Genomic DNA, 26,688 nt, shown 5'->3' with positions numbered 1-26,688 from the left:
GACATAATCTTCGAACTTAACTGCTCGCTTTGTTCAGCAAGGCGATTTCATCATCGCTGAGTTTCAGTTCGGCTGCGGCAATCAGTTCGCCGAGTTGGGCAGAGCGTGTGGCGCTGGCGATGGGCGCGGTGATCGATGGCTGCGCTATGAGCCATGCGATTGCGATCTGTGCCGGCGTGACATCGAGATTGCGGGCCACATCATCAAGTGCAGCAATGATCCGCGAACCACGGTCCGTCAGGTATTTTTCGACCGACTTGCCGCGTGCGCTTTGTCCCAGATCGTCATCGGAACGATATTTCCCGGTCAGAAACCCTGCCGCGAGCGAATAGTAGGATAAAACTCCAAGCTCATTTTCGCGGCAAATTTTCTCCAGCCCATTTTCGAAATCCGCTCGATCATAGAGATTGTAAAGAGGTTGCAGGCTTTCATAGCGCGGCAGATTGTGGGTTCGGGCGACATCCAGTGCTTCTGAGAGGCGTTCGGGTGTGAGATTGGATGCACCGATGGCGCGCACCTTTCCTGCGTCGATCAGCTCCTTATAGGTGCCGAGCGTGTCTTCGAACGGTGTTTCGGGGTCGTCCCAGTGCGATTGATAGAGATCGATATAATCTGTCTGCAGCCGTTTGAGGGAGGCGTCGACCGCTTTGCGGATATAGGCTGGAGAGAGCCCCTTTTCGTCAGGGCCCATTTCAGAGCCCACCTTGGTGGCGATGACCACTTTGTCGCGCAGGCCGCGGGACTTCAGCCAGTTGCCGATAATGGTTTCGGATTCACCGCCCACATTGCCATTTGCCCATGCGGAATATGCATCCGCTGTGTCGATGAAATTGAATCCCGCATCGACAAAACGATCGAGAAGCGAAAATGATGTCGCTTCATCGACCGTCCATCCAAATACATTGCCGCCGAAGCAAAGCGGCGAAACGTTGAGTTCGGTACGTCCGAGCTTCCTGAACTTCATGGATCCTATCCCCTTCCTCTGGGTGTCTGATCCAAAAGTGCCATGCCTGGCTGCAAATGGCGCTTTCTGCGCTCCCGGTGCTCATGTACGGAAGTACATTGCGCTCCGGTTCTCGAAAAACACCAATTTCGCTATGGCCTGACGCTTTTTTATTCAGACACTGAATACGAATCGCGGGCGATCCGCCGGGTTTCGATTTCAGGAAGAAGAGGAAAGGCTCCCGGAAGAGCCGAAATCAGCCCATGCCAAGCGCATCCATATAGAGCTGCAGCATGGCTTCTTCTTCCTGTCGTTCATGGTCTTCTTTTTTACGCAGACGAATAATGGTCCTCACGACCTTGCTGTCAAACCCAGAACCCTTCAATTCCGCGTAAACTTCCTTGATATCGTCGGCGATGGTCTTTTTTTCTTCTTCCAGGCGCTCGATGCGCTCGATGAAAGCGCGCAACTGGCCGACAGCAATGGTTTGGGCTTCGCTGGTAATATCGTCGCTCACGAGGAGTTCTCCAATTCAAAGTCTATGATGGTGCGGACACGCATTGCGCGAAAACCGCTTATCGAAAGTCTGGACCGTTTTTCCCGCGAGTCGCAGGTAAAATTAAGAGCCTTTTTCGATGCACGACCCGATTTGGCGGGTCAAGCCCTGTGGATAGCGGGTAAAGCTTCTCCTGACAGGCCTGTTACTCACCGCGATCAGCACGCGAGCCGAAATGCTGGACCACATGAATGCCGGGCAAGGTGTTGATGTGCGCGATCATCGGCGCTAACCTTTCAGTCCACTCAGCCGCGCCCTTGTCATCGGCAATCAGATCCTGCCGCACCTCGATCAGGACATGGGCAAAACCTTTGGCTGTCGCGTGCCGGTACATAGCGTCGTTCCTGAGTGCACCGTCATAGGGCTCGTTGTCGCCGACTGTGAGACCCGGTTCGGCACGCAGCAGAGCCAGGAGCGGGGCAACGGCGCGGTCGTCCTTGTCCCAGAGAAGGCCGATTTGCCAGGGGCGTGCGTTGTTCTTCCAACGCGGCGTGAAGGAATGGATCGCAATGATGAAGGGCGCCGCTCCGCTTTCGGCCGCTACACGCCCGCTCGCCCGTGCAACAGTCTCGTGATAGGGGCGATAAAAGCGTTCAAGGCGCTCCTCGCGCTCACCTGCCGACATTGGATAGTTGCCGGGGATGACCGCACCGTCGGATAGTTGCATGATAAGCGTCGGATCGTCTTCGCCACGATTGGGATCGATCAGCAGTCGCGAAAACCCGCCGAGGACCGCAGGCGCGTTCAGACGGCTTGCAAGTTTGCGGGTCAGATTCTCGACGCCGATATCATAGGCGATATGCCGGTCGAATTCACTTGTCTGCAAACCAAGCGTGCCATATTCGGCCGGAACATCGCGGCGTGCGTGGTCGGCGGTTAGGAGCAGACCGAGGCTGAAATCACCGTTGACATTGTGCACCGGCGAGAATGACATCGAAACATTTGGTCCGGATTGAAGCAGCATGGGGCGAGATCCCGAGGTTAAATTAGGGAATTATTTCTGTGTTGTGCGGGAAGCTGTTTCAGGTCTGTCATGAGAAAGCCCGGATTGCAACGATCATTCTTTGGTCAAGAGTACCTGTTCTCATTGGGATTGCGTTGACATCAAAGGCGAAACTGCCGAAAAGAGAGCGACCCGAGATGGGATTTCCCCGAGATGGGATTTCCCTGTGCAATACAAATTGTTCGATAAAACCGATAGCGGGCTGAAGGGGTTCTGCGTATGCGACTTCCACTATCTCTAGTTTTGTTTGCCGGTGTGCTGATGACTGCGCTGGGGATGACATCCATAGAGGCCCGTGCGGATTTCCGCGTATGCAATGCAACCCAGAACCTGGTTGGCGTATCCATCGGCTATAGAGCCAAGACGGGCTGGGTGACCGAAGGCTGGTGGCACATCGACGGATCGAGCTGCAAGACTCTCATCGAAGGGCCGCTGACCTCGCGCTATTATTACCTCTACGCCGAAGACGCTCAGGGCGGCGGACGTTGGGAGGGCAAGGTCAATATGTGCGTGGCCGAGAAAGAATTCCGTATTACTGGCGTCCAGGATTGCTTTGCGCGGGGGTTCCAGCGCAACGGCTTCCAGGAATACGACACCGGGGAACAATCGAGCTGGATGGTTCAGCTCACCGATGAAACGCCGACAGAAAACCCCACTGTTACAGGAACGAATAGTCAATGAAGCGCAACCGCAAGGTCAAGATTCTCGCCACACTAGGTCCGGCGTCGGGTGAGGAAGCCGTCATCCGCAAGCTGTTCGAGGCAGGCGCGGATGTGTTCCGCATCAATATGAGTCACGCTGACCATGATCTGATGCGCACCCTCGTCAAGCGCATCCGCAATGTGGAAAAGGAACTGGGGCGTCCGATCGGCATTCTGGCCGACCTCCAGGGTCCGAAGCTGCGCGTTGGCAAGTTCAAGGACGGTAAGGCCGATCTCGTTCCCGGTCAGACCTTCACCCTCGACAACAATGAAGCGCTCGGTGATGAACATCGTGTCTATCTTCCGCATCCCGAGATTCTTGAAGCTGTCGAACCGGGTCATCGTCTGCTGATCGATGATGGCAAGCTGCATCTAGTTGCCGAGGCAAGCGATGGCAAGTCGATCCGTTGCAAGGTGATTTCCGGAACGCGTATTTCAGATCGCAAGGGCGTCAGCCTGCCGGATACGACGCTTGGCGTCGGCGCACTGACCGAAAAGGACCGCAAGGATCTCGATGCTGTTCTGAAGGAAGAAATCGACTGGGTTGCGCTTTCCTTCATCCAGCGTCCGGAAGATCTGGCCGAGGTGCGCAAGGTATCGCGCGGCAAGGTCGGCATTATGTCGAAGATCGAGAAGCCGCAGGCGGTGACGCGCCTTGATGAAATCATCGAGCTTTCCGACGCATTGATGGTTGCGCGTGGCGATCTCGGTGTTGAAGTGCCACTTGAAAGCGTTCCGGGTATCCAGAAGCAGATTACCCGCAAGGCGCGCCGTGCCGGCAAGCCGGTCGTTGTCGCGACGCAGATGTTGGAATCGATGATTACGGCTCCGGTCCCGACCCGCGCTGAAGTGTCCGACGTTGCAACCGCAGTGTTCGAAGGTGCCGACGCGATCATGCTTTCCGCGGAATCGGCTTCGGGCCAATATCCGGTCGAAGCTGTCGCCACCATGAACCGCATCGCCGAGCAGGTGGAAAAGGAACCGACCTATTCGACCATCATCGATGCACAGCGTGCTGCGCCAGAACCAACGGGTGCCGACGCGATTTCACTTGCTGCACGCCAGATCGCAGAAACGCTGAAGCTTTCGGCTATCGTTACCTATACCGCTTCCGGCACGACCGGCCTGCGTGCCGCCCGCGAGCGTCCGCGCACACCGATCATTGCCCTGTCGCCGGTCGTTGACACCGCGCGCAAGCTGTCGCTCGTCTGGGGCCTGCATTGCGTGGTCACTGCCGATGCGCATGATCTTGAAGACATGGTCAACCATGCCTGTGAAATCGTCTTCCACGAGGAGTTCGGCAAGGCTGGTGATCGCGTCATCATTACCGCCGGTGTTCCATTCGGAACGCCCGGTGCGACCAACATGCTGCGCATCGCCTATATCGGTCCCGATGGAAAATCAGGCATCTAGACCGGCATATTCCGGCCTTGACGGCCTGCAAATGGCGTTGTTTGCGCTTCCGGTTCTCATGTACCCAAATGTACATTGCGCTCCGGTTCTCAAACTTCACCATTTTCGACTCATCACAGCCGGAATCTCATCCAGTCGCGGCGCACGGCATCTAAAGAAACGCACTCCTTCGGAGTGCGTTTTGTTTTGGTCTGGATAAATTTTGAGAATGTTTCGCGGACAGGTGCGAAGCAGCCCTAAGTCCGTGTATCTGTCAATTCGTCGGCAAGATCGTTGAAGTTCTTTTGTGCGTCGCGCATCATCGGATAGACGAGAAGCGCCTGCTCATAGGCTTTCAGCGCCTGTTCCTTGAGGCCACGCAGGCGCAAGATGGCTGCCATGCCTGTCAGGGCGCCATAATGGCGCGGCTCCAGCTCCAGCGTCCGATTGATGTCGTACATCGCGTGGGCATAGTCTTTTTGCAGGAAATACACCGTAGCGCGGCGGTTCCAGGCTTCCGCATATTCCGGGTCGAGTGCGATCGCCTCGTTCAGGAAGTCGATAGCCGAAGGATAGCGGCGCTCGAGCATCGCAGCATTGGCCCATTGCATCAGGAGATCGACTGTTGCGCTGCCTGACTGCGACCACAGCGTATTGATCTGTGAAGCGATACGCCGTGCCTTGGCCTCATCCGTTGTGCGACGAAGATCGGCAAAGAGCTTGTCGAGGCGCTCTTCTGGCGTCTGTGCTGCGGCTGATGCGGGCTTTTCGGGGGCGGGGTTCTGTTCGCTGTCGGGGCCGGTCTGAACGGGCGTCAGAGGTGCGATAAGCGGTACTTTGCCGGGCGCCACTTCGGCATAAGCCGATAGCATCGTCGTGCCAAGCGACGCGAGCGCAGAAAAAGAAATCAGACATGCAAAAACGTTCCGCATGCGCATAGATTTTACCATGCGCAGCGAAACGTCAAATGCAAAATCAGAAATAAGATTAGCCCTGACGAGCCTTGTAGCGCGGGGCAGTCTTGTTGATGATGTAAACGCGGCCCTTGCGGCGGACCAACTGGCAGTCGCGATGACGGGCCTTAAGCGCTTTAAGCGAGTTCTTGATCTTCATGTCAATCACCGGTCTTGTTGGCCCGTTGACGTGCAGATGCCGCGGGGCTTCATAAAAACAGGCGCCCAAGGCGCCAATTGGTTACAGGCACTGTTAGATGCCCGAAGGGTTGGCCGAAATACACAAGGTTTCAGGCAAATGTCAACTCCTGAGCCGCAGATTCAGGGCGCTGGAGCTGAAATTCTTGGCGAGTAGCAAAAGATTCATTGGGAATCGACGGGATTCCCGATGAACATTATTTCCCGCTGGCGTGGATGCGCGTCACATGACCCATCTTGCGGCCCGGACGCGCTTCCTTTTTACCGTAAAGATGCAGCACCGCGTCCTTTTCGGAGAGAATCGCCGGTACTGTGTCGACATCGTCGCCGATCAGGTTTTCCATCACGCAATCCGAATGTCGGTCGGTGTTACCCAAAGGTAATCCGGCGACGGCGCGGATGTGTTGCTCGAACTGCGAAATGGCGCAGGCCGCTTCCGTCCAGTGGCCCGAATTATGGACACGCGGGGCAAATTCGTTTGCCAGCAGCGTGCCGTCCTTCAGGACGAAGAATTCAAGTCCGAGTACGCCGACATAATCAAGCGCGTTCAGAAGCTTCGTAGCGGCCTTGCGGGCTTCTTCCGCCGTGCTATCGGAAATGGCAGCCGGTACTGTTGAGGTCGCCAGGATGCCGTCCTTGTGCACGTTTTCAGCAATATCGAAAATGGCGACATTGCCAGTACGGTCGCGCGCTGCGATTACCGAGACTTCGCACTCGAAATCGATGAAACCTTCGAGGATTGCCGGGGCACGATTAATGGCGAGAATTGCCTTGTGGGCTTCTGCCTCGTCGAGCGATGTCAGGCGGACCTGTCCTTTGCCGTCATAACCAAGACGCCGCGTCTTGAGAATACCGCGCTCGCCAAGTGCGGCCAGAGCCGCGATCAGGGTTTCTTCGTCGTCCACAAGGCGCCAGGGTGCCGTCGCGATGTCGCTGGAGTTGAGAAACTGCTTTTCCGTAAAGCGATCCTGCGAGACTTCGAGCGCTGCCGGGGGAGGAAAGACCAGAGCGGTTTCGGCCAGCTTGTCGGCGGCGCTGACCGGCACGTTCTCGAATTCGTAGGTGATGACGTCGGAGGCTGCTGCAAGTTCTGCGAGCGCTTTTGGATCGTCATAGGCAGCGACGATCTGGCGATTGGCGACCTGTGCTGCCGGGCAATCGGCCTGCGGCTCCAGGATCACGGTTTCAAAGCCGAGACGCGCTGCGGCCATGGCAAGCATTCTGCCAAGCTGTCCGCCGCCGATAATGCCGATGGTTGCACCGGGCTTCAGTACAGAATTTTTCATATCAGGCCTCATTCGAAGGGCGCTCGGCCACGCTTTCCGTTTGCGCCTTGCGCCACTCGTCGAGGCGGGCGGCCAGCGCTTCGTCATAAAGCGCCAGAACGGCTGCGGCCAGGAGGGCTGCATTGACCGCCCCAGCGCGGCCGATGGCCAGCGTGCCGACAGGAATGCCGGCTGGCATTTGCACGATGGAGAGGAGTGAATCCTGGCCTGAAAGCGCCTTGGATTGGACCGGAACGCCGAAAACAGGCAGCGGGGTCATGGCAGCGGCCATGCCCGGCAGGTGAGCTGCGCCGCCAGCGCCCGCGATGACGACCTTGAACCCTTCCGCCTTGGCGCCCTTGGCAAAGGCAACGAGCCGATCAGGCGTGCGATGCGCGGAAACGATCCGGGCATCGAAGGAAATGCCGAGTGCTTCCAGTGTGTCTGCTGCATGGCGCATGGTTTCCCAGTCAGACTGGCTTCCCATGATGATGGCGACATCGGCAGTAACGCTCATTGATCTTCCTGCTCCGCTTCTTTCATATGCATTTAGCGTGATGTTAAAATGATAAAGCCGGGCGAACCCCGGCTCTGTCATGGATTATTCTGGACATTCAGGCGATGATGTCGGGGATTACCTGATCTTCCATCTCCTGCAGCTTGTCCTTGATTGCGAGTTTTTTCTTCTTCATGCGCTGGACGCGCAATTGGTCGCAGCCAACAGCTATCATGGCGTTGATGGCAGCATCGAAGTCCGCGTGTTCCTGTTTCAGTCGTGCGACGGCCAATCTGATTTCGGCCTGTTCCTGATCGGACATGCGGTGCCCCGTTCTGTTGAATAATTTTACGGGCCGCGCCAAACCATAAAAAGGTGCGGCGTCAGCCCGTTTCTGGCGAAGCCCTTATCACATTTTTCGCGTCAGGAAAATGCTACCATGACAAAATCGACTTTGCATCAAACTCGTGCCAAACTGTCATGGTTCTGTCATGGATAGCGGCTGTCGAAGGCGACAACAATCCGTATCCTTGGCAGCCGGGACTGCGTGTTTGGCCCGGAATACAGGAGGTGTGCCGGGCGTTCATGCAGGTTGAATGGCGGGATAGCGGAAAAACGGGCAAACGAGGTCCGCGCTGTTCCGTAAATCAGGGAAATCAACCAAAGGAGATCTGATGATGGCTATCGAGTCCCATCTTGCCACGCTCGAAAAGAAGCACGGCGCTCTGGAGCAGGAAATTTCCGAAGCTATAGCGTCACCGGCAATGGACGACCTGCACGTTGCATCTCTCAAGCGCAAGAAGCTTATGCTTAAGGACCAGATCGAAAAACTGAGATCCCAGGTAACACGTCACTGACAGGGAAGCCGCGCTTAGAGCGCCTGCGTCCTTATGGATGCACAAAGGATGCTCTAACCTCTTGAGTCTACGCATCGCGCTTTCCGAAAGTCGATTCCGATTTTCGGGCCGATGCTGTAGGTCGCGGTTCGATAAGGTGTATCAAGCCAAAGACATCGGCTGTTGAAAGGTTCTCGCGAGCCTGAATTGCCATGTCGTGGTTATGACGCCGGATTGCCGTGTTGGCGGCTGCGCCACAGCCGCCGAACATATTGATTCAACTATTTAATTAGCTTTATTTATCGGCGTCATTTTCAACGCTCGTCATCCTTCCGTCTCAGCTCTCGGATCGAGGTTCAGCGCTTCCGGTGTTGCACCACGTTCCGAAGGCATGCTCTTGAACTGGTCCTTCTCTTCCTTCGGAACGGAAGCACGCTTGCGGGAACGGAACAATGCGTAGCCGGTGATGGAAATATGGGCGAGCATGGTGATGGCGAAGAGCCCGGATGGCCAGAAAATATCCATAGCCACCGCCGCCAGCAATGGTCCGAGCATCGTGCCGAAGCCATAAAGCAACAGAAGCCCGCTCGATACTTTCACAAAGCTTTCGGACGTCGCATGATCGTTCGCGTGAGCGACTGCAACGGGATAAAGCGCATAGGCAAGCGCGCCATAACAGCCGGTCATCGTGATGATGACTGGGCCGCTGGAAGGGGCGACCAGAAAGGCGATAAGGCCGACCAGTGCCGCCAGCGCCGCAACGCTTGCCAGTACGAAACGCCGATCGACCAGATCGGATATGCGTCCGATCGGAATCTGCATCAAGGCGCCTGCTGCGATAGTGACACTGACCATCAATGCGATTTCGGTGGTCGATATGCCGGATTTCGCGCCGAAGACGGCTCCGAGCGTACCCCAGGCTCCGTTGGCGATGCCGATCAGAATACAACCCACAAAAGCCGCGGGTGAGTTATTATAGAGCGCCTTGAGATCGAGTTGCACTTCCGTCAGTGGCTTGGGGCTGACAGCCGTAGAGATTGCAGTCGGAATGAGAGCCAGACAGAAGAAGATGCCGCTGATCATGAACAGATGATCGGAGTGCACGTCTCCCGCTGCAACCAGCATCTGGCCGGACATGGTCGCCCCATAATTGACCATCATATACATGCCGAAAATCTTGCCGCGCGATTCATTGGTTGCACGCTCATTCAGCCAGCTTTCGATAACCATGAAAGCGCCCGCCATGGAAAAACCGGTGAAGGCGCGCAGGATCACCCAGATCGTCGCATCCACGAAGATGCCGGAAAGCAGGGCGATGATTGCCGCCGATGCGGCAAAGCAGCCGAACGCCCTCACGTGGCCGACGCGACGCACAAGGCGCGGCGCAAACAGACAGCCCGCGACGAAGCCGCCTGCCCATGTCGTGCCGAGCATGCCGAGCGATGCGACCGAAAAGCCTTCCGCGCCGCCGCGCAATGGCAACAGAAGGCCATGAAGGCCCGAAGCGATGAGGAGAAAGGCTGTGCCGCAGAGAAGGGCCAGAACCTGAATGTAAATGCGCAAAATTCTATTCCCGAAATCTGAAACTGGACCGTCAGTACGCAGGCTTATGAGTGGTTGGTGCGATCAATGCCTATTGTTCCCAAACGTTTCGTCCGCAATTGGTTCCAGTTCTTTCGCACTGGTATCCATCTTCGTGGGCGACCCGATCCCTATCGAAACAATGCTTCCGCCGCAGCGCGACTGTCGCCCTTTTTGAGGCGCTCGGTTTTTAGCCGCTCTATCTCGGATTGCAGAAAGGCAATGCGCTGGTCGATCTCGGTGACCGAAAGCAGCGACAGTTCTTCTTCGCTTAGTACCACGCTGTTGCGCGGCTTCACTACATCCTCATCAAAACCGCTCATAGCCGTCCTCCGTGGTCAATGATGGCTCAGAAAAGATTTAACACCTTGAATCTTCGCATATATATTTGGGAAAATCGATGACGATTTCCCTAACGTGACGTCTTGCATCCGTCTTGAGGCATTTCTGCGACGACGCGTAGGGCAAGAAATCTGAATGGAGTTTGAAGATGATGGCCGACTTGCCTTCCCAGATGACCGCTATTGAAATCTCCGAGCCGGGTGGAGCCCATATGCTTCGCCCCGTTCAGCGATCGGTGCCGGACCCGAAGGAAGGTGAAATTCTGGTGCGGGTACGCGCCGCCGGGGTTAACCGACCGGACGTCCTGCAGCGACAGGGGCAATATGCGCCACCACTCGGCGCGTCGGATATTCCAGGGCTGGAAATTGCCGGTGATATTGTTGCGGTCGGCAGCGGCGTCAATCGGTTCAAGACCGGGGATCAGGTTGTGGCACTGCTGGCTGGCGGCGGCTATGCCGAATATGCGGTCGTGCATGAAACCAATGCGCTGCCGTTGCCTTCCGGCTATGGCTATATCGAAGCAGCAGCGATCCCGGAAACTTTTTTCACTGTCTGGCATAATGTGTTCGAACGCGGTGGGCTGAAGAAGGGCGAGACTTTTCTGGTTCACGGTGGATCGTCCGGTATAGGCACGACGGCTATCCAGCTTGCAAAAGCTTTTGGCGCGACCGTCATTGCAACTGCGGGTTCAAAAGAGAAATGCGAAGCCTGCGTGAAACTCGGGGCTGATCGCGCGATCAATTATCGGGAAGAAGATTTTGTCGAGGTCGTAAAGGATATGACCAAGGGCAAAGGCGTCAATGTGATTCTCGATATGGTTGGTGGTGATTATGTCGACCGCAATTATAAAGCTGCGGCCGAGGATGGTCGCATCGTGCAGATCGCTTTTCTCAACGGTGCGAAAGCCACGGCCAATTTCGCACTCTTGATGACCAAGCGTCTGACCCATACCGGTTCCACGCTGCGACCGCGCCCGGTTGACTTCAAGGCTGGCATCGCACGGGAGCTGGAAGCAAAAGTCTGGCCGCTTCTCGCGCAGCGTCGTGTTGCGCCGGTGATGGACATGATCTTTTCGCTGAAAGACGCCTGGCGCGCGCATGAACGCATGGAGGAGGGAAGGCATATCGGCAAGATTGTGCTCGATATCGCTTAAGCTCGCGCGCCATTCTTGCTCTGGCGAAAAAAAAACGATATATAGGCCGTGATTTCCCGGAAATTGTGGTTTTGCCCACGTCCCGCGCCACCGGAGCGGACGAACAGAAGGATTATATCTAATGGCCACCCAGCTTCTTATGCCGAAGGCAACGGCCGTTTGGCTTGTCGATAATACGGCTCTGTCGTTTGACCAGATTGCCGCTTTCTGCAAGCTGCACCCGCTGGAAGTGAAGGCTATTGCCGACGGTGAAGCTTCGCAGGGCATCAAGGGTCTCGACCCGGTCATTACAGGTCAGATTTCGCGTGAAGAGATCGCGAAGGGCGAGAAGGACCCATATTATCGTCTAAAGCTTTCCGAACCGAAGGTTCGTGTTCCGGAAGCCAAGCGCAAGGGTCCGCGTTACACGCCGCTTTCCAAGCGTCAGGATCGCCCGAATGCGATTCTCTGGCTGGTTCGCAATCATCCGGAACTGAAGGATGCGCAGGTCTCGCGCCTGATCGGCACGACCAAGTCGACCATCGAGCAGATTCGCAATCGCTCGCACTGGAACTCGGCAAATCTGACGGCGATGGATCCGGTTACGCTCGGCCTCTGCTCGCAGATCGATCTCGACATTGAAGTCGAACGCGCCTCCCGCAACCGTCCGGCCACGCCGGAATCAGACAGCACCTTGCTGCCAGCTTCTGCGACCGAGAATTTCGACTATCGTGACGAGCAGCCCGCAGAAGAAGAACTCGATGCGGACAAGGTTTTCGCCAAGCTCTCTTCGCTCAAGAGCTCGACCCCGGACGAAGACGAAGACGAATAGTCGCAAAGCGACATCGCCTTACCGAAATATCAAAAAGCCCGGCTTCATCAGTCGGGCTTTTCTGTTGAATCAGGCGGCTTCCTCATTTTTGGAAAGAGGTGTCGCAGCTATCCAGTCTTTCAAAATGTCTGCATAGCGGCTGGCCGCATCCTCAAGTGCTTCGGTTGAAAGCTTGTCGGCGGCGTAAAGCACGAAGGGGGCTGTCCAGTCCAGCCCGCAACGATTTGCTGTTGCCCGCAGAGGCGCAAACAAATCGATCATCGGGAACATATTGCGCCCGCCCTCGCAATAAGCCTCGGGAACATTTCCTGCCGTCGCTGCGATCATGAACGGCGTACCTTCGAGCCTTCGCCCTTCCTGGTCGTAAGCAACGTAAAACATGCGGGTTAGTGCAGCATCCTGCCATGCCTTCAGAAGCGGGGGCGTGGAATACCATTGAACTGGAAATTGCAGGACAATGCGATCGGCAGACAAAAGACGTCGGGCCTCCTGCTCTCCATCTTTGAAGAAGTCGATCCCCTGCGGATAAGTGGCCTGCATATCGACGATCTCTACGCCCGGCAGTTTTGCTGCGGCTGCGGCAAGCGTTGCATTGGCTCGTGATTGCGCCAAATCTGGGTGAAAAAGTAAAATCAGCGTCTTGCTCATCGTCGTCTCCTTCAGGGTTGGAAGGACGATGCGGCGAATAGTGAAATTATTCCAATTTATTATCAATATAGTCTATTATTGATTTCATGAATTTACGTCGTCTCGATCTGAATCTTCTGGTCATATTGGATGCCCTTCTGGATGAAGCGCATGTGAGCAGGGCTGCCGATCAGCTTAACCTGACACAACCAGCCGTATCGAATGCTTTGCAGCGCTGCCGTGCCTTGTTCAACGACCAGCTTCTGGAACGTGGGCAGGGCACGATGAGGCGCACACCGAAAGCGGAAGCGTTGCGAGCTCCGCTCAAGACAATTCTTGCGGGTGTGGTCGATCTGGTTGATCCGCCCGAAGTGCCTCTTGCGTCACTGCGGCAGACGATACGCATCTGCATGGCGGATTATCCGGCCATTTTTGTCATAAGACCGCTGTTGAAGGCGCTTGGGCTCGCTGCACCCGGTATCGATATCATCGTCCAGCCCTGGCAGGGGCCTGTCGTGGCGCGTGATGCGCTGGTGACAGGAGAAAGCGATCTTGCTCTGTCCGTTTTTCCTGACGCCGATGGAGAACTTCAGCGCAGACTGTTGCTTGAGGAAAATTACGTCATCGCGATGCGCCGGGACCATCCGGCAGCAAAGGCATTTTCGCTGAAGTCCTGGCTCGACCACCCGCATATCCTTGTTTCAGGACGCGGAGACAACAGAAGCCCCGTCGACAGCGCTCTGGCCGAGCGGGGATTGAGCCGCCGGGTCGGCGTGGTTGTGCCCAATTTCGGCATGGTGCCTGAATTGCTGGCCAGCACCGATATGATTGCCATGCTGCCATCGCGCTGTATGCCGGAGGATATGTCTGCTCTCGTCGCTTTTACGCCGCCTGTCCCCATTGCAGGATTTCCTTTGCATGTTGCCTGGCACAGGCGACGTCAGGAGGATCGGGGGCTGCGGTATGTCATTGATCAGCTAATTGCCATCATGACTGAAAAAGAGAGCCAGCCCGACATGTCTGCATGAACAGACTGCCGGACCAGCTCGCGCGGTCGTCTTGGGAGTATTGCCGCAATAATCAGTCTTTGAAGGCGTTGTATTCGCTCAATTCCATGAGACGATAGAAATCGGAGAGCGTCTTGCCGCGTTCAGCCCGGAAGAGGCGACCAGCGTCGCTGGCTTCGACGATACGGTCGGTGCGAAACGTGCGGAACGCGTTGCGCAACTCGCACCAGCCGATAACCGTCCAGACCTTGCCCCAGAACCACAGTCCCAGTGGACGAATATCACGCTCGCTTTCGCGCGCTTCCAGATCGCGATAGCGGATATTGAGAACATTGCCCTGATCGACGGCGCGTTCCACTGCGTCGATGATGCGGCGTTCGTCCATGCTGATGCGGGCCGTAGGCGCATGAATCTGGGTGCTGGTGATACGGGCGCGCTCTTCCTTGGGTAGGACGGCTTCGATCTTGACCAGCGCCTCTTCCGCGCCACGCGCCATGGAAACGCCGCCCCAGGCGCGAATGAGACGCGCTCCGGCGACAAGAGCGACGATTTCATCGCGCGTGAACATGAGTGGCGGGAGTTCGAAACCCTGCCGCAGAATATAGCCGACACCGGCTTCGCCGTCGATGGGAACGCCTGTCGACTGCAGATCGGAAATGTCACGATAGATGGTGCGTTCGGAGACTTCCAGCCGTTCCGCAAGCTGGCGCGCGGTGACAAGCCTGCCACCGCGCAGGTGCTGAACAATCTGGAAAAGGCGGTCTGCACGGCGCATTCCGGTTTATTCTCCGTTGCAGTACTTGGTGTTGCGCTGCTCCAGATAGCGATCCGGCCAGCCCAAATCCTTGCGCAGGTCTCTTGGCAGGCCGTCGATGACGCGCTGTGTTCGGATAAACCGGCGGCGCTCATCCTGCCTACGCCTGTATTCCTTCAAAACTGCGATCAATGGTGCGATTGCGAGTGCCATGGTGAAATCTCCCTCATCCTTGGATACGCAGTATCGCACACCCCTCCTGACAGCTATCTGTCAGGAGCGAAGTTCTATTTCATTATCTTCCTAATATTACGAAGCCGCAACGTCACGCCTTGTAGCGTGGTGCTGCCGTATAGCTGAGGGGCAGGCGCCCGCCATCCGCATAGATGGTTTGTCCTGTCACATAGCTCGCATCCCGCGATGCCAGAAACGACACTATTGAAGCAATTTCAGAGGTTTGGCCTATACGACCAAGCGGGGTTCTGGAAAGAATCTTGTTGCGAGCTTCCACGTCGGTATTCACAGCGGAAAGCATGTCAGTCTCGATGGAGCCGGGACCGATCGCGTTGACGCGAATCCCCCAGCGGGCGAGTGCTACTGCCATGGTGCGTGTCAGTTGGTTCAATCCGCCTTTGGAAACAGAATAGGCGAGTTGCTCCGGCAAACCAAAAATCGCATTGATCGACGACATGTTGATGATCGTGCCTGGATCGCCGCCCGATTCGACCCGTTCCACCATGCGTTTGGCCACGGCTTGACCGCACAGAAAAGCACCCTTGAGATTGACCCGCATGACGCGGTCAAAATCCTCTTCCTTCAGGTCGAGAAAATCTGCCTGATGAACGATGCCGGCATTGTTGACGAGAATATCGATCTCTCCGACATTGGTGACGGTAAAAGTCAGGAGATTATGAATGTCGAGCTTGTCGCCCACATCCGCCGCCATATGGCGAACCGGGCCAAATTGCTCCAGATCCTTGGCTGCGCGCATCGCTGCGGTGGTGTCGATGTCGGACAACACGACGCTTGCACCGTCCATCAGGAAGCGCTTTGCTATCGCATAGCCAATACCGCGGGCAGCTCCGGTGACGATTGCCACCTTGCCTTCTAATTGCATGGTTGATCTCCAATTCGCGCGGAGAGTGGACCGGCGAAAACCGCCGGTCAATAGTCCTGAACCTTACGGTCAGGCAAAGGCGAGGCCGGTGTGACGCTCGCGCAGAACGATACTGATTTCGTCCAGAATCGCCGGATCGTCGATTGTGGCCGGCATCTTCCATTCTTCGCCGTCGGCAATCTTCTGGATGGTTGAGCGCAGAATTTTGCCGGATCGTGTCTTGGGCAGTCGTTTTACGGTCAGTGCCAGCCGGAAGGCTGCAACCGGTCCGATGACGTCACGCACCATGCTGACACATTCCTTCTCGACCTCTTGCGGGTCGCGGTCGATATTGGATTTAAGCACGAGGAAACCGCATGGCACCTGGCCCTTCATCGGGTCGGAAATGCCAAGCACGGCACATTCGGCAACGTCGGGATGGCTGGAAAGCACCTCCTCCATTGCACCCGTTGACAGGCGATGGCCGGCGACATTGATGATATCGTCCGTCCGGCTCATGATATATAGATAGCCGTCCTCATCCATATAGCCCGCATCGGCGGTTTTATAGTAACCGGGAAATTCGTTCAGATAGGCTTTGCGGAAACGCTCATCGGCGTTCCACAGCGTCGGCAGGCAGCCGGGCGGTAGAGGCAACTTGATGAGAATATTGCCGAGCTGGCCGCGTTCGAGCTCATGGCCTTCGTCATCCAGCACGCGGATATCGTAACCCGGAAGACAGACGGCGGGCGAGCCGTATCTGGTTTCCAGAAGACCCAGGCCGAGCGGATTGGCGACCATGGGCCAGCCGCTTTCCGTTTGCCACCAATGGTCGATCACGGGGCAGCCCAGCAGGTTTTCGGCCCAGTGGATCGTATCGGGGTCGGCGCGTTCGCCAGCAAGATAAAGGGCGCGGAACTTTGAAAGGTCGTGGCGGCGCACGAAATTGCCGTCCGCATCGTCTTTCTTGATTGCCCGCAATGCGGTCGGTGCGGTGAACATCACTTCCACGCCATGTTCTTCGATGATGCGCCAATATTCGCCCGCATCCGGCGTCCCGATGGGCTTGCCCTCGAACAGGATGCTGGTCGCACCATGTAGCAGCGGCGCATAGACGATATAGGAATGGCCGACCACCCAACCCACATCGGAGGCCGCCCACCAGACCTGTCCGGGCTCCACACCGAAAACATGCCTCATCGACCAGACGAGCGCCACCATATGCCCGCCATTGTCGCGCACGACGCCTTTCGGCTCGCCGGTCGTGCCCGACGTGTATAGCACGTATAGCGGATCGGTTGCATGGACCGGCGTGCATGGGACGTGACGACCGCGCGCCGCTTCGACAGCCTCGCGATAGTCGATGTCACGCCCTGCCACCGGTTCATGCCGATACTGCTCGCGCTGCAATATGATGCAGTTATGGACCTTGTGGCTTGCAAGGGCAATCGCCTTGTCGAGCATGGCCTGATAGGGCACGACGCGGGTCGGTTCGATACCACAGGAACCGGCGATGATCATCACAGGCTTGGCATCGTCGATACGGGTTGCGAGTTCATTGGCGGCAAATCCGCCGAAGACGACGGAGTGGACGGCGCCGATACGGGCCGATGCCAGCATGGCGACGGCTGCTTCCGGTACCATCGGCATATAGATGAGAACGCGGTCGCCCTTCGACACACCATTGTCGAGCATGACGGCGGAGAGCGCCTCCACTTCTTCCAGCAGTTCGCGATAGGTGAATTTGCGCACGCTGCCGGTGACCGGGCTTTCATAGATGAGCGCAACCTGTTCGCCACGTCCATTGGCGACATGGCGGTCGAGCGCGTTATAGCAGGTGTTGCACTCAGCACCCTTGAACCAGCGGCCATAAACACCTTCATCGCCCGCAAAAATCTGGTCCCATGGCTTGAACCAGTCGATTCCCTGCGCCGCTTCAGCCCAGAAGCGTTCAGGATCGGTCTGCCATGCGGCATAGGTTTCGGCATATTTCGAAGTCATGCTCTTCCTCCCAGAAACACGCGCAATGTCCACTCTGGTGGGTGGTTGTCGCGTCGTGATTAGTCTGCTGACGAAAGCACAAGATCGACCTGTTCCAGTCCATCTCCTCCATGCGCTTTGGTCACCTCCACATGCAGTTTACGCCGCCCGGCGGCGGCTCGTCCATGAAACTTAAGATGAAGATCGAAGCTTACCGGTAAAACGGCTGTGTCTGGTGCAGACGTCTTGCGGCGATGGCCTGTCTGCGTCACAAGGAGGCAGAGAGGTGATTTGTGACAAAAATCCTGCCTGTGCTGCTTGTTCTTCTGATGGGACTGCACATCATCAAACCGCTTGGCCTGCCGGGCTTGAAGCGGCGCGGTGATTTCTGGAAGATCGCAGCCATTGCCATATTGATCATGGCACTAGCGGTAGGGTTCCACCTGCACGAGGGCTGACGAAAAGCCCGGCTGAAATGGCCGGGCTCTTGTTTTTCAAGGCAAGTCAGGCTGCCTTTTCGAGATCTTTTTTCCAGCCGCCGGTTGCAGCCAGACCGTTCATCTTTGCCCGATGTGCAAAAGCGCGCTGACCGGCAGCGATATTTTCATCCTTGCCGCCCCAGGCTTCCAGCGCTGCCGCTTGCAGGGCACGGCCATAGGAGAAAGTCATTTTCCACGGCATGTCGAAGCCTGCATTCATCGCGGAAAGATGGGCTGTCGCTTCTTCGCCGGTCTGGCCTCCGGAAAGGAAGGCGATGCCGGGCACCGCTGCCGGGACCGTATTGCGGAAGCAACGCACGGTTTTCTCTGCTACTTCTTCGGTCGAAGCCTTGCGGGCGTTCTTGCCGTCAATGATCATGTTTGGCTTGAGGATCATGCCTTCCAGCTTGACGCGGGCATCGTAGAGTTCGGTAAAGACGGTTTTCAGAACCCATTCCGTCACGTCGTAACAACGGTCGATTGTGTGATTGCCTGGCTGGCCGTCCATCAACACTTCCGGTTCGACAATGGGTACAATGTTCGCCTCCTGGCAAAGTGCTGCATAGCGGGCGAGGGTCTGGGCATTCTGTTTCACTGCGCCCCATGTGGGCAGGCCATCGGAAATCGAGATCACCGCGCGCCATTTGGCGAAACGCGCGCCAAGGCCGTAATATTCGGCAAGCCGTTCCCGCAGGCCGTCCAGCCCCTCTGTGATGGTTTCACCTTCGAAGCCTGCTAGCGGCTTCGCGCCCGCATCGACCTTGATGCCGGGAATGGCTCCTGCCTTGCGGATGATTTCAACAAGCGGTGCACCATCCTTGGCCTTCTGCCTTATTGTTTCATCATAGAGAATGACGCCCGAAATATAGTTCTTCATCGCGTCGTCAGAGCGAAACAGCATTTCGCGATAGTCGCGGCGCGTTTCCTCCGTCGAGGCGAGGGGGATGGCGTCAAAGCGCTTCTTGATGGTACCCGAGCTTTCGTCGGCGGCGAGAATGCCCTTGCCCTTCGTAACCAGAGAAAGCGCAATATCTTCAAGACGTTCGGTCATTCACAATGCTCCTTCTGTCAGAGATTTTAGGAGTGTTGGTTAAAACTGTGGCGGGCGCAAGTCATTGAAACGTTTGAAATAATTTTCAAACGGTTTAGGCGAGATAAGTTTTCTTAAGGCCTGTCGGATTGGCTATCGCAGTTTTTGCCGAAACCCGTTTTGATATCCGCGTCTCAAACCCCATGTAAGAAACCAGTGAGAAAACCAGCCTGTTTTCCGTTGTCCAGATTTGAGGAGGAGATATGCGACGCGCCCTTTTGAGCCTGCCGTTTGTTCTGGCTGCATCAATGGTTGCTCTGCCGGTGTTGGATGTTTCTGCTGAGAGCATCAATGCCGGTGGCAGGCAGGCCGAAGCAAGTGCTCCGTTTAAGGTAGCATCGGTTGCCGAATTCGACACGCCCTGGGCTATCGCCTTTTTGCCCGATGGCAGACTTTTATTGACTGAGAAGGGCGGCAAGATTTTCATCGTCACGCAATCAGGCGACAAGACCGCCGTTGCCGGTGTGCCGGAAGTCGCCTTTGGCGGCCAGAACGGTCTTCTTGATATTGCGCCCGCTCCGGATTTCGAAAAGAGCAAGGCAGTTTACTTTTCCTATAACGAACCGGCGCAGAACGGCAGTAGCGTCGTTCTGGCGCGCGCGGTTCTGGAGGAAGGAGACGGCAAGGCAGCGCTGAAGGACAAGACCACGATCTGGAAACAGGATGCGGCGGCGCGCGGTGGACAGCCGGGCGGCATTATTGCTTTCGCGCCGGACGGCAAACATCTGTTCTTTTCCGTTGGCGACCGTATGTTGCCTGCAACAGCGCAGGACGATGCAGCGCCCATGGGGAAAATTCTCCGTATGAATCTCGATGGTTCCGTGCCGAAGGGTAACCCACACGCGGATGCGGAAGGTGTGCAGGCGTTGACGTGGTCGACCGGCCATCGCAACCCGTATGGGCTGGCCTTCGGTCCCGATGGAAAGCTCTGGGAACATGAGATGGGGCCGCGCGGCGGCGACGAGTTCAACCTCGTCAAGCCCGGTCTCAATTATGGCTGGCCCGTCGTCTCCAATGGCGACAATTATAGCGGCAGGCCCATCCCGCGCCATAGTACACGTCCCGAATTCGAGCTGCCATTGGTGTACTGGACGCCGGTTATCGCTCCAGCCGGGCTTGCTTTTTACGAGGGAGACATGTTCCCCGAATGGCGTGGTTCGGCTTTGATCGGAGGGCTTTCGGTCATGTCGCTGGTGCGTGTCGTGATCGACAAGGACGGCAAGGCGGACGAAGCCGAGCGCTTTGAAATGGAAAACCGTATCCGCGATGTGGCTGTCGGGCCGGACGGTGCCATTTGGCTGGTCGAGGATAATAATCCGGGGCGGCTTTTGAAGCTCACACCCAAAAAATAAGCCCGGCAGCAGCCGAGCTTATTTGAATGCAGTTTATCACATTACTTCTTCAGCACATCGACGCCGGGGAGGGGCTTGCCTTCCATCCACTCAAGGAAGGCGCCACCTGCGGTCGAGATGTAAGTGAAGTCGTCGGCCACGCCAGCATGGTTCAACGCTGCGACCGTATCGCCGCCGCCGCCGACTGAAACCAGCTTGCCAGCCTTGGTGCGGGCTGCGACGTGTTTTGCGGTCTTGACCGTTGCCGCATCGAACGGGCGCAGTTCGAACGCACCGAGCGGACCGTTCCAGACAAGCGTTGCTGCGTCGTCGATGGCCGACGCGATAAGGTCAGTTGAAAGCGCGCCCGCATCGAGAATCATGCCGTCGCTTGGTACGGCATCTACACCATAGGTCTTGTTCGGCGTGTCGGCTGCAAAGTGCCAGCCCACGACGGCATCGACCGGCAGGATGATCGCGCATTTGGTGGTTTCGGCCTTGGCCATGATTTCGCGGGCGGTGTGGGCCAGTTCGTGCTCGCAGAGCGACTTGCCGACATCATGTCCCTGCGCTGCCAGGAAAGTGTTGGCCATGCCGCCGCCGATGACGAGCGCATCGACCTTTTCGATCAGGTTGGACAGGAGATCGAGCTTGGTTGAAACCTTGGCGCCGCCGACGATGGCCACTACCGGGCGAGCCGGGTCGCCGAGACCCTTTTCCAGCGCTTCAAGTTCAGCCTGCATGGCGCGGCCGGCAAAAGCGGGCAGGACATGGGCCAGGCCTTCCGTCGAAGCATGGGCGCGGTGGGCAGCCGAAAACGCGTCGTTCACGTAGAGATCGCCATTGGCGGCCAGAGCCGCGACGAATTCCGGATCGTTCTTTTCCTCGCCCTTGTGGAAACGGGTGTTTTCCAGAAGCAGGACATCGCCGTCCTTCAGCGCATCGACGGCTGCCTTTGCCTTGTCGCCGATGCAGTCTTCAGCAAAATGGACACCGTGACCCAGCACTTTCGAAAGCGGCTTTACGACATGCTTCAGAGAGTTTTCATCCGAAGCAACGCCTTTTGGACGACCGAAATGGGCGAGCAGGATGACCTTGGCGCCCTTTTTCGACAGTTCGGCAATGGTCGGAACGATGCGTTCGATACGGGTCAGGTCGGTGACTTCGCCGTTCGCCATTGGCACGTTGAGGTCGACGCGAACCAGTACGCGCTTGGAGCTGACGTCGGCATCGTCGAGAGTGCGGAAACTCATGATCGTTCTCCCAGAACTGTCTTTCAGGAGCCAGAGGAGCAGAGGTGCTCAAACAGGCAGGCGCCGGAAAAGGGTTGGATAGTCGGTGACAAGCCCGTCCTCATCGACGGGCAATTCGGCAGTGAAGGTGCGGTCGGCCGCCGCGTAGCGATAGCGCCGCCCTTCTTCGATACAGGTATAGCGCTGCTGGTCGCGCAATGGACGGAAATTATCAAATGGCACGTAAAGCATGTCGAGCTGAACGGTGCCGCTTTCCGGTGTAAGACCAAGACGGCGGATCGGCAGGGTGTTGGTGAAGGGCGTTCCTGCCAGATCGATATCGATACAGCCGTCGAACTCGGGCAATGCATCGCCCGCCATCGTGTTCCAGCGGCCGTCTCCGTCGGAAATAAGCTCCAGCCGATGGCCTGATGTGGTTTCGATCAGGAAATGGAGGACATGCCAGGCACTGTTACAGTTGATGCTGTAGCGCACGCCATAAGGATTTCCGCCGCGTTCTCCGATCACCACGCTTTCGGCGCGGATCGAGCGGCCTGTGGGGCCGATATCGAGATGTTCGAGCCCTTCTCCTTCCAGCGGACGCCAGCGCGCAACGGTGGGGAGAAGGGCGCGAAACATGGTCGAAGGCTTAGATCAGCTTGCCAAAGGCGACAGCGGTGTCGCCCATGCGGCTGGAGAAGCCCCACTCATTGTCATACCACGACAGGATGCGCACCATGGTGCCTTCCATAACCTTGGTCTGATCCGTGTGGAAGACCGAGGAATGAGAGTCATGGTTGAAATCGTGCGAGACAAGCTTCTCGTCGGTGTAACCAAGGATACCCTTGAGGCGGCCATTGGCAGCTTCGCGGATAGCGTTGTTGACTTCATCGACAGTCGTTTCACGCTTGGCGATGAAAGTGAGATCGACAACCGAAACGTTCGGGGTCGGAACGCGGATGGAAACGCCGTCGAGCTTGCCCTTCAGTTCCGGCAGAACGAGGCCGACGGCCTTGGCTGCGCCCGTTGAGGTCGGGATCATGGAAAGAGCGGCTGCGCGAGCGCGATAGAGATCCTTATGCATGGTGTCCAGCGTCGGCTGGTCACCGGTATAGGAGTGGATCGTCGTCATGAAACCCTTTTCGATGCCGATGGCTTCGTTGAGGACCTGAGCCACTGGCGCAAGGCAGTTGGTGGTGCACGACGCGTTGGAGATGACCAGGTGGTCCTTGGTCAGCTTGTCGTGGTTGACGCCATAGACGACAGTGAGGTCAGCACCATCGGCAGGAGCCGAAACGATGACGCGCTTTGCACCAGCTTCAAGGTGAAGTGCTGCCTTGTCGCGCGAGGTGAAGATACCGGTGCATTCCAGAGCGATGTCGACGCCTTCTTCCTTCCACGGCAGTTCAGCCGGGTTGCGGACGGCGTGAACCTTGATCGGGCCGTAGCCGACGTCGATGGTATCGCCTGCAACCTTTACTTCCTTGGGGAAACGGCCATGAACGCTGTCATAACGCAGAAGATGCGCGTTGGTTTCCACCGGGCCAAGGTCGTTGATGGCGACGACCTGAATATCGGTGCGGCCCGACTCAACGATGGCGCGAAGGATGTTGCGGCCGATGCGGCCAAAACCGTTAATTGCGACGCGAACTGCCATTTTCTCTTAATCTCCCGGTAGGGTACTGCACATGCAGTGCTTCAAAAGTCCATTGGAACGAGCAAATCGAACAGGATTCGTCCGACCGAACAGGAATGGAAACTCAAACGCCGGCGTTTTTGCGACGCCGGCGTTCTTTTAAATCATGCGGCGTTGAGCTTCTTCTCCGCAGCTTCGGCGGCATGTTCTGCCGTGATGCCGAAATGCTTGTAGAGATCGTTGATCTCGCCTGATGCGCCGAAGCCCTTCATGCCGATGAATATGCCGTTTTCGCCAATGAAGCGCTCCCAGCCGAGCGAGATTGCCGCTTCGATGGCCACCTTGACCGGCGCATCGCCGATGGTTGCCGTCTTGTAAGCGTCGCTCTGCTGTTCGAAAAGCTCGAAGCAAGGAACGGAAACGACACGGGTGGCAATGCCCTTGCCTTCCAGCAGGTCGCGGGCCTTGAGCGCGATTTCCACTTCCGAGCCGGTCGCGAAGATCGTCACTTTGGCATCCTTGCTTGCCGCAGCAAGTTCATACGCGCCGAAAGCCGAAAGGTTTTCGTCGCGATGTTCGGTGCGCACCGTCGGCAGGTTCTGGCGGGTCAGAGCCAGCGTCGACGGCGTCTTCTTCGATTGCAGGGCGATCTGCCAGCATTCAGCCGCTTCGACAGCGTCGGCAGGGCGGAACACATTATGGTTCGGAATGGCGCGCAAGGCGGCGAGCTGCTCGACCGGCTGGTGGGTCGGGCCATCTTCACCAAGACCGATGGAGTCGTGCGTCATCACATAAATGACGCGGATGCCCATCAGCGAGGAAAGACGCATGGCCGGACGGCAATAATCCGAGAAGGTCAGGAAGGTGCCGCCGTAAGGGATCAGGCCGCCATGCAGCGTCATGCCGTTCATGGCCGCAGCCATGCCGTGCTCACGGATACCGTAATGGACGTAACGCTGGCCGTAATCTTCCGGCGTTATGGCCTTGGTCTGACTCGTCTTGGTGTTGTTTGAACCGGTGAGGTCGGCGGAACCGCCGATGGTTTCCGGCACGACACCGTTGATGACTTCCAGTGCCATTTCCGAAGATTTGCGGGTTGCGACCTTCGGCTTGTCGGCGGAAAGCTTCTTCTTGTATTCGATGATGGTTGCATCGAAGTTGGAAGGCAGATCGCCACGCATCCTGCGCTCGAATTCAGCGCGGGTTTCCGCGTTGGCAGCAGCAAAACGCTTTTCCCATTCCTGGCGCTTCTTGGCGGCATTGAGACCGGCAACGCGCCAGCCGTCCAGCACTTCTGCCGGAACGACGAAAGGTTCCGCGCTCCAGCCGAGCGCCTTGCGGGTTGCAGCGATTTCTTCAGCACCGAGCGGTGAGCCGTGCACCTTGTTGGTGCCGGCCTTGTTCGGCGCACCGAAGCCGATGGTCGTCTTGCAGGCAATCAGCGTCGGCTTTTCGGAAACCTTGGCCAGTTCGATAGCCTTGGCAATCGCATCCTGGTCATGACCGTCGACAGCCATCGCGTTCCAGCCGGAAGCGGCGAAACGGGCGGGCTGATCGGTATTGTCGGAAAGCGTGACCGGGCCATCGATCGAGATGTTGTTGTCGTCCCAGAACACGATCAGCTTGTTCAGCTTCAGATGACCGGCAAGCGCGATAGCTTCCTGGCTGATACCTTCCATGAGGCAGCCGTCACCGACAATTGCATAGGTGTAATGGTTGACGAGGCTGTCGCCGAACTGTGCATTGAGGATGCGTTCGGAAAGCGCCATGCCAACGGCATTGGCGATGCCCTGTCCGAGTGGTCCGGTCGTCGTTTCGATACCGGCGGCGTGACCGTATTCCGGATGGCCTGCCGTGCGTGAACCGAGCTGACGGAAATTCTTGATTTCGTCGATGGTGATATCTTCGTAGCCCGAAAGATAGAGCAGCGAATAAAGCAGCATCGAGCCGTGACCTGCCGAAAGCACGAAACGGTCGCGATCCGGCCAATGCGGGTTCTGCGGGTCGTGCGAGAGGAAACGGGAATAAAGCGTCGTCGCTATATCGGCTGCACCCATCGGCAGGCCGGGATGGCCCGAATTGGCTTTCTCGACCGCGTCCATAGAGAGGAAGCGGATTGCGTTGGCCATCTGGTTTTGTTTGTCGGAATTGGTCATGGTCTCAGCCGTCTTTCCTTGGAAGGGTTTAACGGGGTTGCGGCGATGCCTTTTGCCTGAGCACGATCCGTATCCAAAACGGCGTCATGCGTTTCGGGATCACGCTCCAGAAGGCACCGGGACACATAGCACCTGCGTATAAGGAGTCAATAAACCGATGACTTTTGGGCAATAAACTGTCCGCGACTAATCGATTGAGTTGTGTGGAAAGCTGGAGAACAATCACCGAAAAGCCGTTTTTGCACCGATAACGGTGCATGAACGTTCACATAAGCCCCTCATTTGTTGCTTATCTGACGGGTGATTATTACAATCTTTTCAAAGATGCCCGTCCGGCAGGCGCGATTCGATGCCCATAATTGGCCCGCGAATTGGCATTGGAAAGGATATGGATGGCACCCGAAACGACCCTCAGGCAAGTCTTGGAACGGCTGGAAAAGGCACTCAATACGCTTGAACAAGCGGTCGATCTGCGGCTGGACAAGGAAGGCGATTTCGCCGAGGCCGAGGAGGAGGTGCAGCGTATGAATGCGGATCGCAGCCGTCTCGCCCAGGAACTCGATCAGTCGGAAGCACGTGCCGAGCGGCTGGAAGCTGCAAACCGCGAAGTTTCGCGCCGCCTTGTGACAGCGATGGAGACAATCCGCGCCGTTCTGGACCGATAGGAGGCTACCATAGCGACCGTAACCGTTACCATCGATGGCAAGGCCTATCGTATGGCCTGTGACGAAGGGCAGGAAGAACACCTGTCCGGGCTTGCCGACCGTTTCGATCAATATGTCACGCATCTCAAAACCTCCTTCGGGGAGATCGGCGATCTGCGCCTGACCGTCATGGCCGGGATCATGGTCATGGACGAGATGGCCGAGATGCAGAAGCGCATCAACGGTCTGGAAAGCGAAGTCGAAACGCTCCGCCGTGCACGCGATGAAGCGCTTGGTCGCGCCGATAGCAACGATGCCGCCCTGACCGGTATGCTGTCGGATGTGGCATCGCGCATCGAGCAGGTGGCTTCACGCATTGCACCGAGAAGCAGCTAATCCTGTTTTGGATTTTTCTGAAAAGTTTTC

The 26,688-nt window shown here is 57.0% G+C and carries 30 protein-coding genes; 10 read left to right on the top strand and 20 right to left on the bottom strand.

Translation table 11 applies throughout. The annotated features are described in order from the left end of the window. Nucleotides 1-16: 16 nt before the first annotated feature. The 3 genes from ACYSN1_RS18850 to ACYSN1_RS18840 form a co-directional block, all read right to left on the bottom strand. On the bottom strand, nt 17-964 hold the full coding sequence (locus ACYSN1_RS18850) for an aldo/keto reductase (protein WP_461727074.1): 948 nt from the start codon (nt 962-964) through the stop codon (nt 17-19). 235 nt (nt 965-1,199) lie between these two features. Beyond that, the gene (locus ACYSN1_RS18845; protein WP_061348000.1) at nt 1,200-1,460 is read right to left on the bottom strand and encodes a DUF2312 domain-containing protein; all 261 of its coding nucleotides are present in this window, start codon (nt 1,458-1,460) and stop codon (nt 1,200-1,202) included. Between the two features lie 184 nt (nt 1,461-1,644). After that, nucleotides 1,645-2,463, bottom strand: coding sequence for an N-formylglutamate amidohydrolase (locus tag ACYSN1_RS18840; protein WP_461727073.1), 819 nt, complete (start codon nt 2,461-2,463; stop codon nt 1,645-1,647). 258 nt (nt 2,464-2,721) lie between these two features. On the opposite strand from ACYSN1_RS18840, the gene ACYSN1_RS18835 reads away from it, so the two are divergent. Both ACYSN1_RS18835 and pyk read left to right on the top strand, forming a co-directional pair. Then, nucleotides 2,722-3,183: a DUF1036 domain-containing protein gene (locus ACYSN1_RS18835; RefSeq protein ID WP_061348002.1), complete on the top strand. Its 462-nt coding sequence runs from the start codon at nt 2,722-2,724 to the stop codon at nt 3,181-3,183. After that, complete coding sequence (gene pyk, locus ACYSN1_RS18830) at nt 3,180-4,616, top strand: pyruvate kinase (RefSeq protein WP_461727072.1); 1,437 nt, start codon at nt 3,180-3,182, stop codon at nt 4,614-4,616. Before ACYSN1_RS18835 ends, pyk begins: the two co-directional genes overlap by 4 nt. Nucleotides 4,617-4,852: 236 nt before the next feature. On the opposite strand, the gene ACYSN1_RS18825 is transcribed toward pyk, so the two are convergent. The 5 genes from ACYSN1_RS18825 to ACYSN1_RS18805 all read right to left on the bottom strand — a co-directional run bounded on the left by ACYSN1_RS18825 (nt 4,853) and on the right by ACYSN1_RS18805 (nt 7,829). Then, complete coding sequence (locus ACYSN1_RS18825) at nt 4,853-5,545, bottom strand: tetratricopeptide repeat protein (protein WP_461727071.1); 693 nt, start codon at nt 5,543-5,545, stop codon at nt 4,853-4,855. A 37-nt stretch (nt 5,546-5,582) separates the two neighbouring features. Continuing rightward, nucleotides 5,583-5,708, bottom strand: a complete 126-nt coding sequence (gene ykgO / locus ACYSN1_RS18820) for a type B 50S ribosomal protein L36 (RefSeq protein ID WP_006467766.1) — start codon at nt 5,706-5,708, stop codon at nt 5,583-5,585. Between the two features lie 235 nt (nt 5,709-5,943). Continuing rightward, nucleotides 5,944-7,032, bottom strand: coding sequence for a 5-(carboxyamino)imidazole ribonucleotide synthase (locus ACYSN1_RS18815; protein WP_461727070.1), 1,089 nt, complete (start codon nt 7,030-7,032; stop codon nt 5,944-5,946). A 1-nt stretch (nt 7,033) separates the two neighbouring features. Further along, entirely contained in the window at nt 7,034-7,528 is a 495-nt protein-coding gene (purE, locus tag ACYSN1_RS18810; protein ID WP_140021971.1) for a 5-(carboxyamino)imidazole ribonucleotide mutase, read from the bottom strand. A 97-nt stretch (nt 7,529-7,625) separates the two neighbouring features. Beyond that, entirely contained in the window at nt 7,626-7,829 is a 204-nt protein-coding gene (locus ACYSN1_RS18805) for a YdcH family protein (RefSeq protein ID WP_078339590.1), read from the bottom strand. 352 nt (nt 7,830-8,181) lie between these two features. Here ACYSN1_RS18805 and ACYSN1_RS18800 point away from each other — a divergent pair, with 352 nt between their 5' ends. Beyond that, nucleotides 8,182-8,364, top strand: a complete 183-nt coding sequence (locus ACYSN1_RS18800) for a YdcH family protein (RefSeq protein ID WP_012091308.1) — start codon at nt 8,182-8,184, stop codon at nt 8,362-8,364. Nucleotides 8,365-8,667: 303 nt separating this feature from the next. Here the strand turns inward: ACYSN1_RS18800 and ACYSN1_RS18795 are convergent, their stop codons facing one another. Continuing rightward, a complete protein-coding gene (locus ACYSN1_RS18795; RefSeq protein WP_461727069.1) occupies nt 8,668-9,906 on the bottom strand; it encodes an MFS transporter in 1,239 nt (412 codons plus the stop codon). Between the two features lie 149 nt (nt 9,907-10,055). Next, entirely contained in the window at nt 10,056-10,247 is a 192-nt protein-coding gene (locus ACYSN1_RS18790) for a DUF1192 family protein (protein WP_461727068.1), read from the bottom strand. Nucleotides 10,248-10,414: 167 nt separating this feature from the next. Here ACYSN1_RS18790 and ACYSN1_RS18785 point away from each other — a divergent pair, with 167 nt between their 5' ends. Both ACYSN1_RS18785 and ACYSN1_RS18780 read left to right on the top strand, forming a co-directional pair. Then, complete coding sequence (locus ACYSN1_RS18785; protein WP_461727067.1) at nt 10,415-11,419, top strand: NAD(P)H-quinone oxidoreductase; 1,005 nt, start codon at nt 10,415-10,417, stop codon at nt 11,417-11,419. Between the two features lie 121 nt (nt 11,420-11,540). Continuing rightward, the gene (locus tag ACYSN1_RS18780; protein WP_105542687.1) at nt 11,541-12,230 is read left to right on the top strand and encodes a DUF1013 domain-containing protein; all 690 of its coding nucleotides are present in this window, start codon (nt 11,541-11,543) and stop codon (nt 12,228-12,230) included. Nucleotides 12,231-12,299: 69 nt separating this feature from the next. On the opposite strand, the gene ACYSN1_RS18775 is transcribed toward ACYSN1_RS18780, so the two are convergent. Next, nucleotides 12,300-12,878, bottom strand: a complete 579-nt coding sequence (locus ACYSN1_RS18775) for an NAD(P)H-dependent oxidoreductase (protein WP_461727066.1) — start codon at nt 12,876-12,878, stop codon at nt 12,300-12,302. An 86-nt stretch (nt 12,879-12,964) separates the two neighbouring features. Between ACYSN1_RS18775 and ACYSN1_RS18770 the strand changes: the two genes are divergently transcribed. Further along, a complete protein-coding gene (locus tag ACYSN1_RS18770; RefSeq protein WP_461727065.1) occupies nt 12,965-13,885 on the top strand; it encodes a LysR family transcriptional regulator in 921 nt (306 codons plus the stop codon). A gap of 52 nt (nt 13,886-13,937) precedes the next feature. Here ACYSN1_RS18770 and ACYSN1_RS18765 read toward each other — a convergent pair whose 3' ends face one another. From ACYSN1_RS18765 to ACYSN1_RS18750, 4 genes are all read right to left on the bottom strand, one after another. Beyond that, the gene (locus ACYSN1_RS18765; protein WP_105542684.1) at nt 13,938-14,639 is read right to left on the bottom strand and encodes a helix-turn-helix transcriptional regulator; all 702 of its coding nucleotides are present in this window, start codon (nt 14,637-14,639) and stop codon (nt 13,938-13,940) included. 6 nt (nt 14,640-14,645) lie between these two features. Further along, complete coding sequence (locus ACYSN1_RS18760) at nt 14,646-14,831, bottom strand: hypothetical protein (protein WP_461727064.1); 186 nt, start codon at nt 14,829-14,831, stop codon at nt 14,646-14,648. 112 nt (nt 14,832-14,943) lie between these two features. After that, nucleotides 14,944-15,735, bottom strand: a complete 792-nt coding sequence (locus ACYSN1_RS18755) for an SDR family NAD(P)-dependent oxidoreductase (RefSeq protein ID WP_461727063.1) — start codon at nt 15,733-15,735, stop codon at nt 14,944-14,946. A gap of 69 nt (nt 15,736-15,804) precedes the next feature. Beyond that, the gene (locus tag ACYSN1_RS18750; RefSeq protein ID WP_461727062.1) at nt 15,805-17,715 is read right to left on the bottom strand and encodes a propionyl-CoA synthetase; all 1,911 of its coding nucleotides are present in this window, start codon (nt 17,713-17,715) and stop codon (nt 15,805-15,807) included. A gap of 272 nt (nt 17,716-17,987) precedes the next feature. Here ACYSN1_RS18750 and ACYSN1_RS18745 point away from each other — a divergent pair, with 272 nt between their 5' ends. Further along, nucleotides 17,988-18,152 carry a hypothetical protein gene (locus tag ACYSN1_RS18745; protein ID WP_181394320.1) on the top strand — a complete coding sequence of 55 codons (165 nt, stop codon included), beginning with the start codon at nt 17,988-17,990 and terminating at the stop codon, nt 18,150-18,152. 46 nt (nt 18,153-18,198) lie between these two features. Here ACYSN1_RS18745 and ACYSN1_RS18740 read toward each other — a convergent pair whose 3' ends face one another. Then, nucleotides 18,199-19,224 (bottom strand): class I fructose-bisphosphate aldolase, encoded by a 1,026-nt coding sequence (locus ACYSN1_RS18740; protein WP_461727061.1) that lies wholly within the window; start codon nt 19,222-19,224, stop codon nt 18,199-18,201. A 242-nt stretch (nt 19,225-19,466) separates the two neighbouring features. On the opposite strand from ACYSN1_RS18740, the gene ACYSN1_RS18735 reads away from it, so the two are divergent. Further along, the gene (locus ACYSN1_RS18735; RefSeq protein WP_461727060.1) at nt 19,467-20,615 is read left to right on the top strand and encodes a PQQ-dependent sugar dehydrogenase; all 1,149 of its coding nucleotides are present in this window, start codon (nt 19,467-19,469) and stop codon (nt 20,613-20,615) included. A 41-nt stretch (nt 20,616-20,656) separates the two neighbouring features. Here the strand turns inward: ACYSN1_RS18735 and ACYSN1_RS18730 are convergent, their stop codons facing one another. From ACYSN1_RS18730 to tkt, 4 genes are all read right to left on the bottom strand, one after another. After that, on the bottom strand, nt 20,657-21,847 hold the full coding sequence (locus ACYSN1_RS18730; RefSeq protein ID WP_461727059.1) for a phosphoglycerate kinase: 1,191 nt from the start codon (nt 21,845-21,847) through the stop codon (nt 20,657-20,659). A gap of 48 nt (nt 21,848-21,895) precedes the next feature. Continuing rightward, nucleotides 21,896-22,465 carry a putative glycolipid-binding domain-containing protein gene (locus ACYSN1_RS18725; RefSeq protein WP_461727058.1) on the bottom strand — a complete coding sequence of 190 codons (570 nt, stop codon included), beginning with the start codon at nt 22,463-22,465 and terminating at the stop codon, nt 21,896-21,898. Between the two features lie 10 nt (nt 22,466-22,475). After that, nucleotides 22,476-23,483 carry a type I glyceraldehyde-3-phosphate dehydrogenase gene (gene gap / locus ACYSN1_RS18720; protein WP_461727057.1) on the bottom strand — a complete coding sequence of 336 codons (1,008 nt, stop codon included), beginning with the start codon at nt 23,481-23,483 and terminating at the stop codon, nt 22,476-22,478. A gap of 143 nt (nt 23,484-23,626) precedes the next feature. Continuing rightward, nucleotides 23,627-25,618 carry a transketolase gene (gene tkt, locus ACYSN1_RS18715; protein ID WP_461727056.1) on the bottom strand — a complete coding sequence of 664 codons (1,992 nt, stop codon included), beginning with the start codon at nt 25,616-25,618 and terminating at the stop codon, nt 23,627-23,629. Nucleotides 25,619-26,010: 392 nt separating this feature from the next. On the opposite strand from tkt, the gene ACYSN1_RS18710 reads away from it, so the two are divergent. Continuing rightward, entirely contained in the window at nt 26,011-26,283 is a 273-nt protein-coding gene (locus ACYSN1_RS18710; RefSeq protein WP_010661399.1) for a DUF4164 domain-containing protein, read from the top strand. A 9-nt stretch (nt 26,284-26,292) separates the two neighbouring features. Next, nucleotides 26,293-26,658 (top strand): cell division protein ZapA, encoded by a 366-nt coding sequence (locus ACYSN1_RS18705; protein ID WP_105542674.1) that lies wholly within the window; start codon nt 26,293-26,295, stop codon nt 26,656-26,658. The last annotated feature ends 30 nt before the right edge of the window (nt 26,659-26,688 follow it).

The organism is Brucella sp. LJL56 (assembly GCF_054871705.1).
Note: the sequence above shows the minus strand (reverse complement) of the source record. Positions and strands in the feature narration are given on the sequence as shown.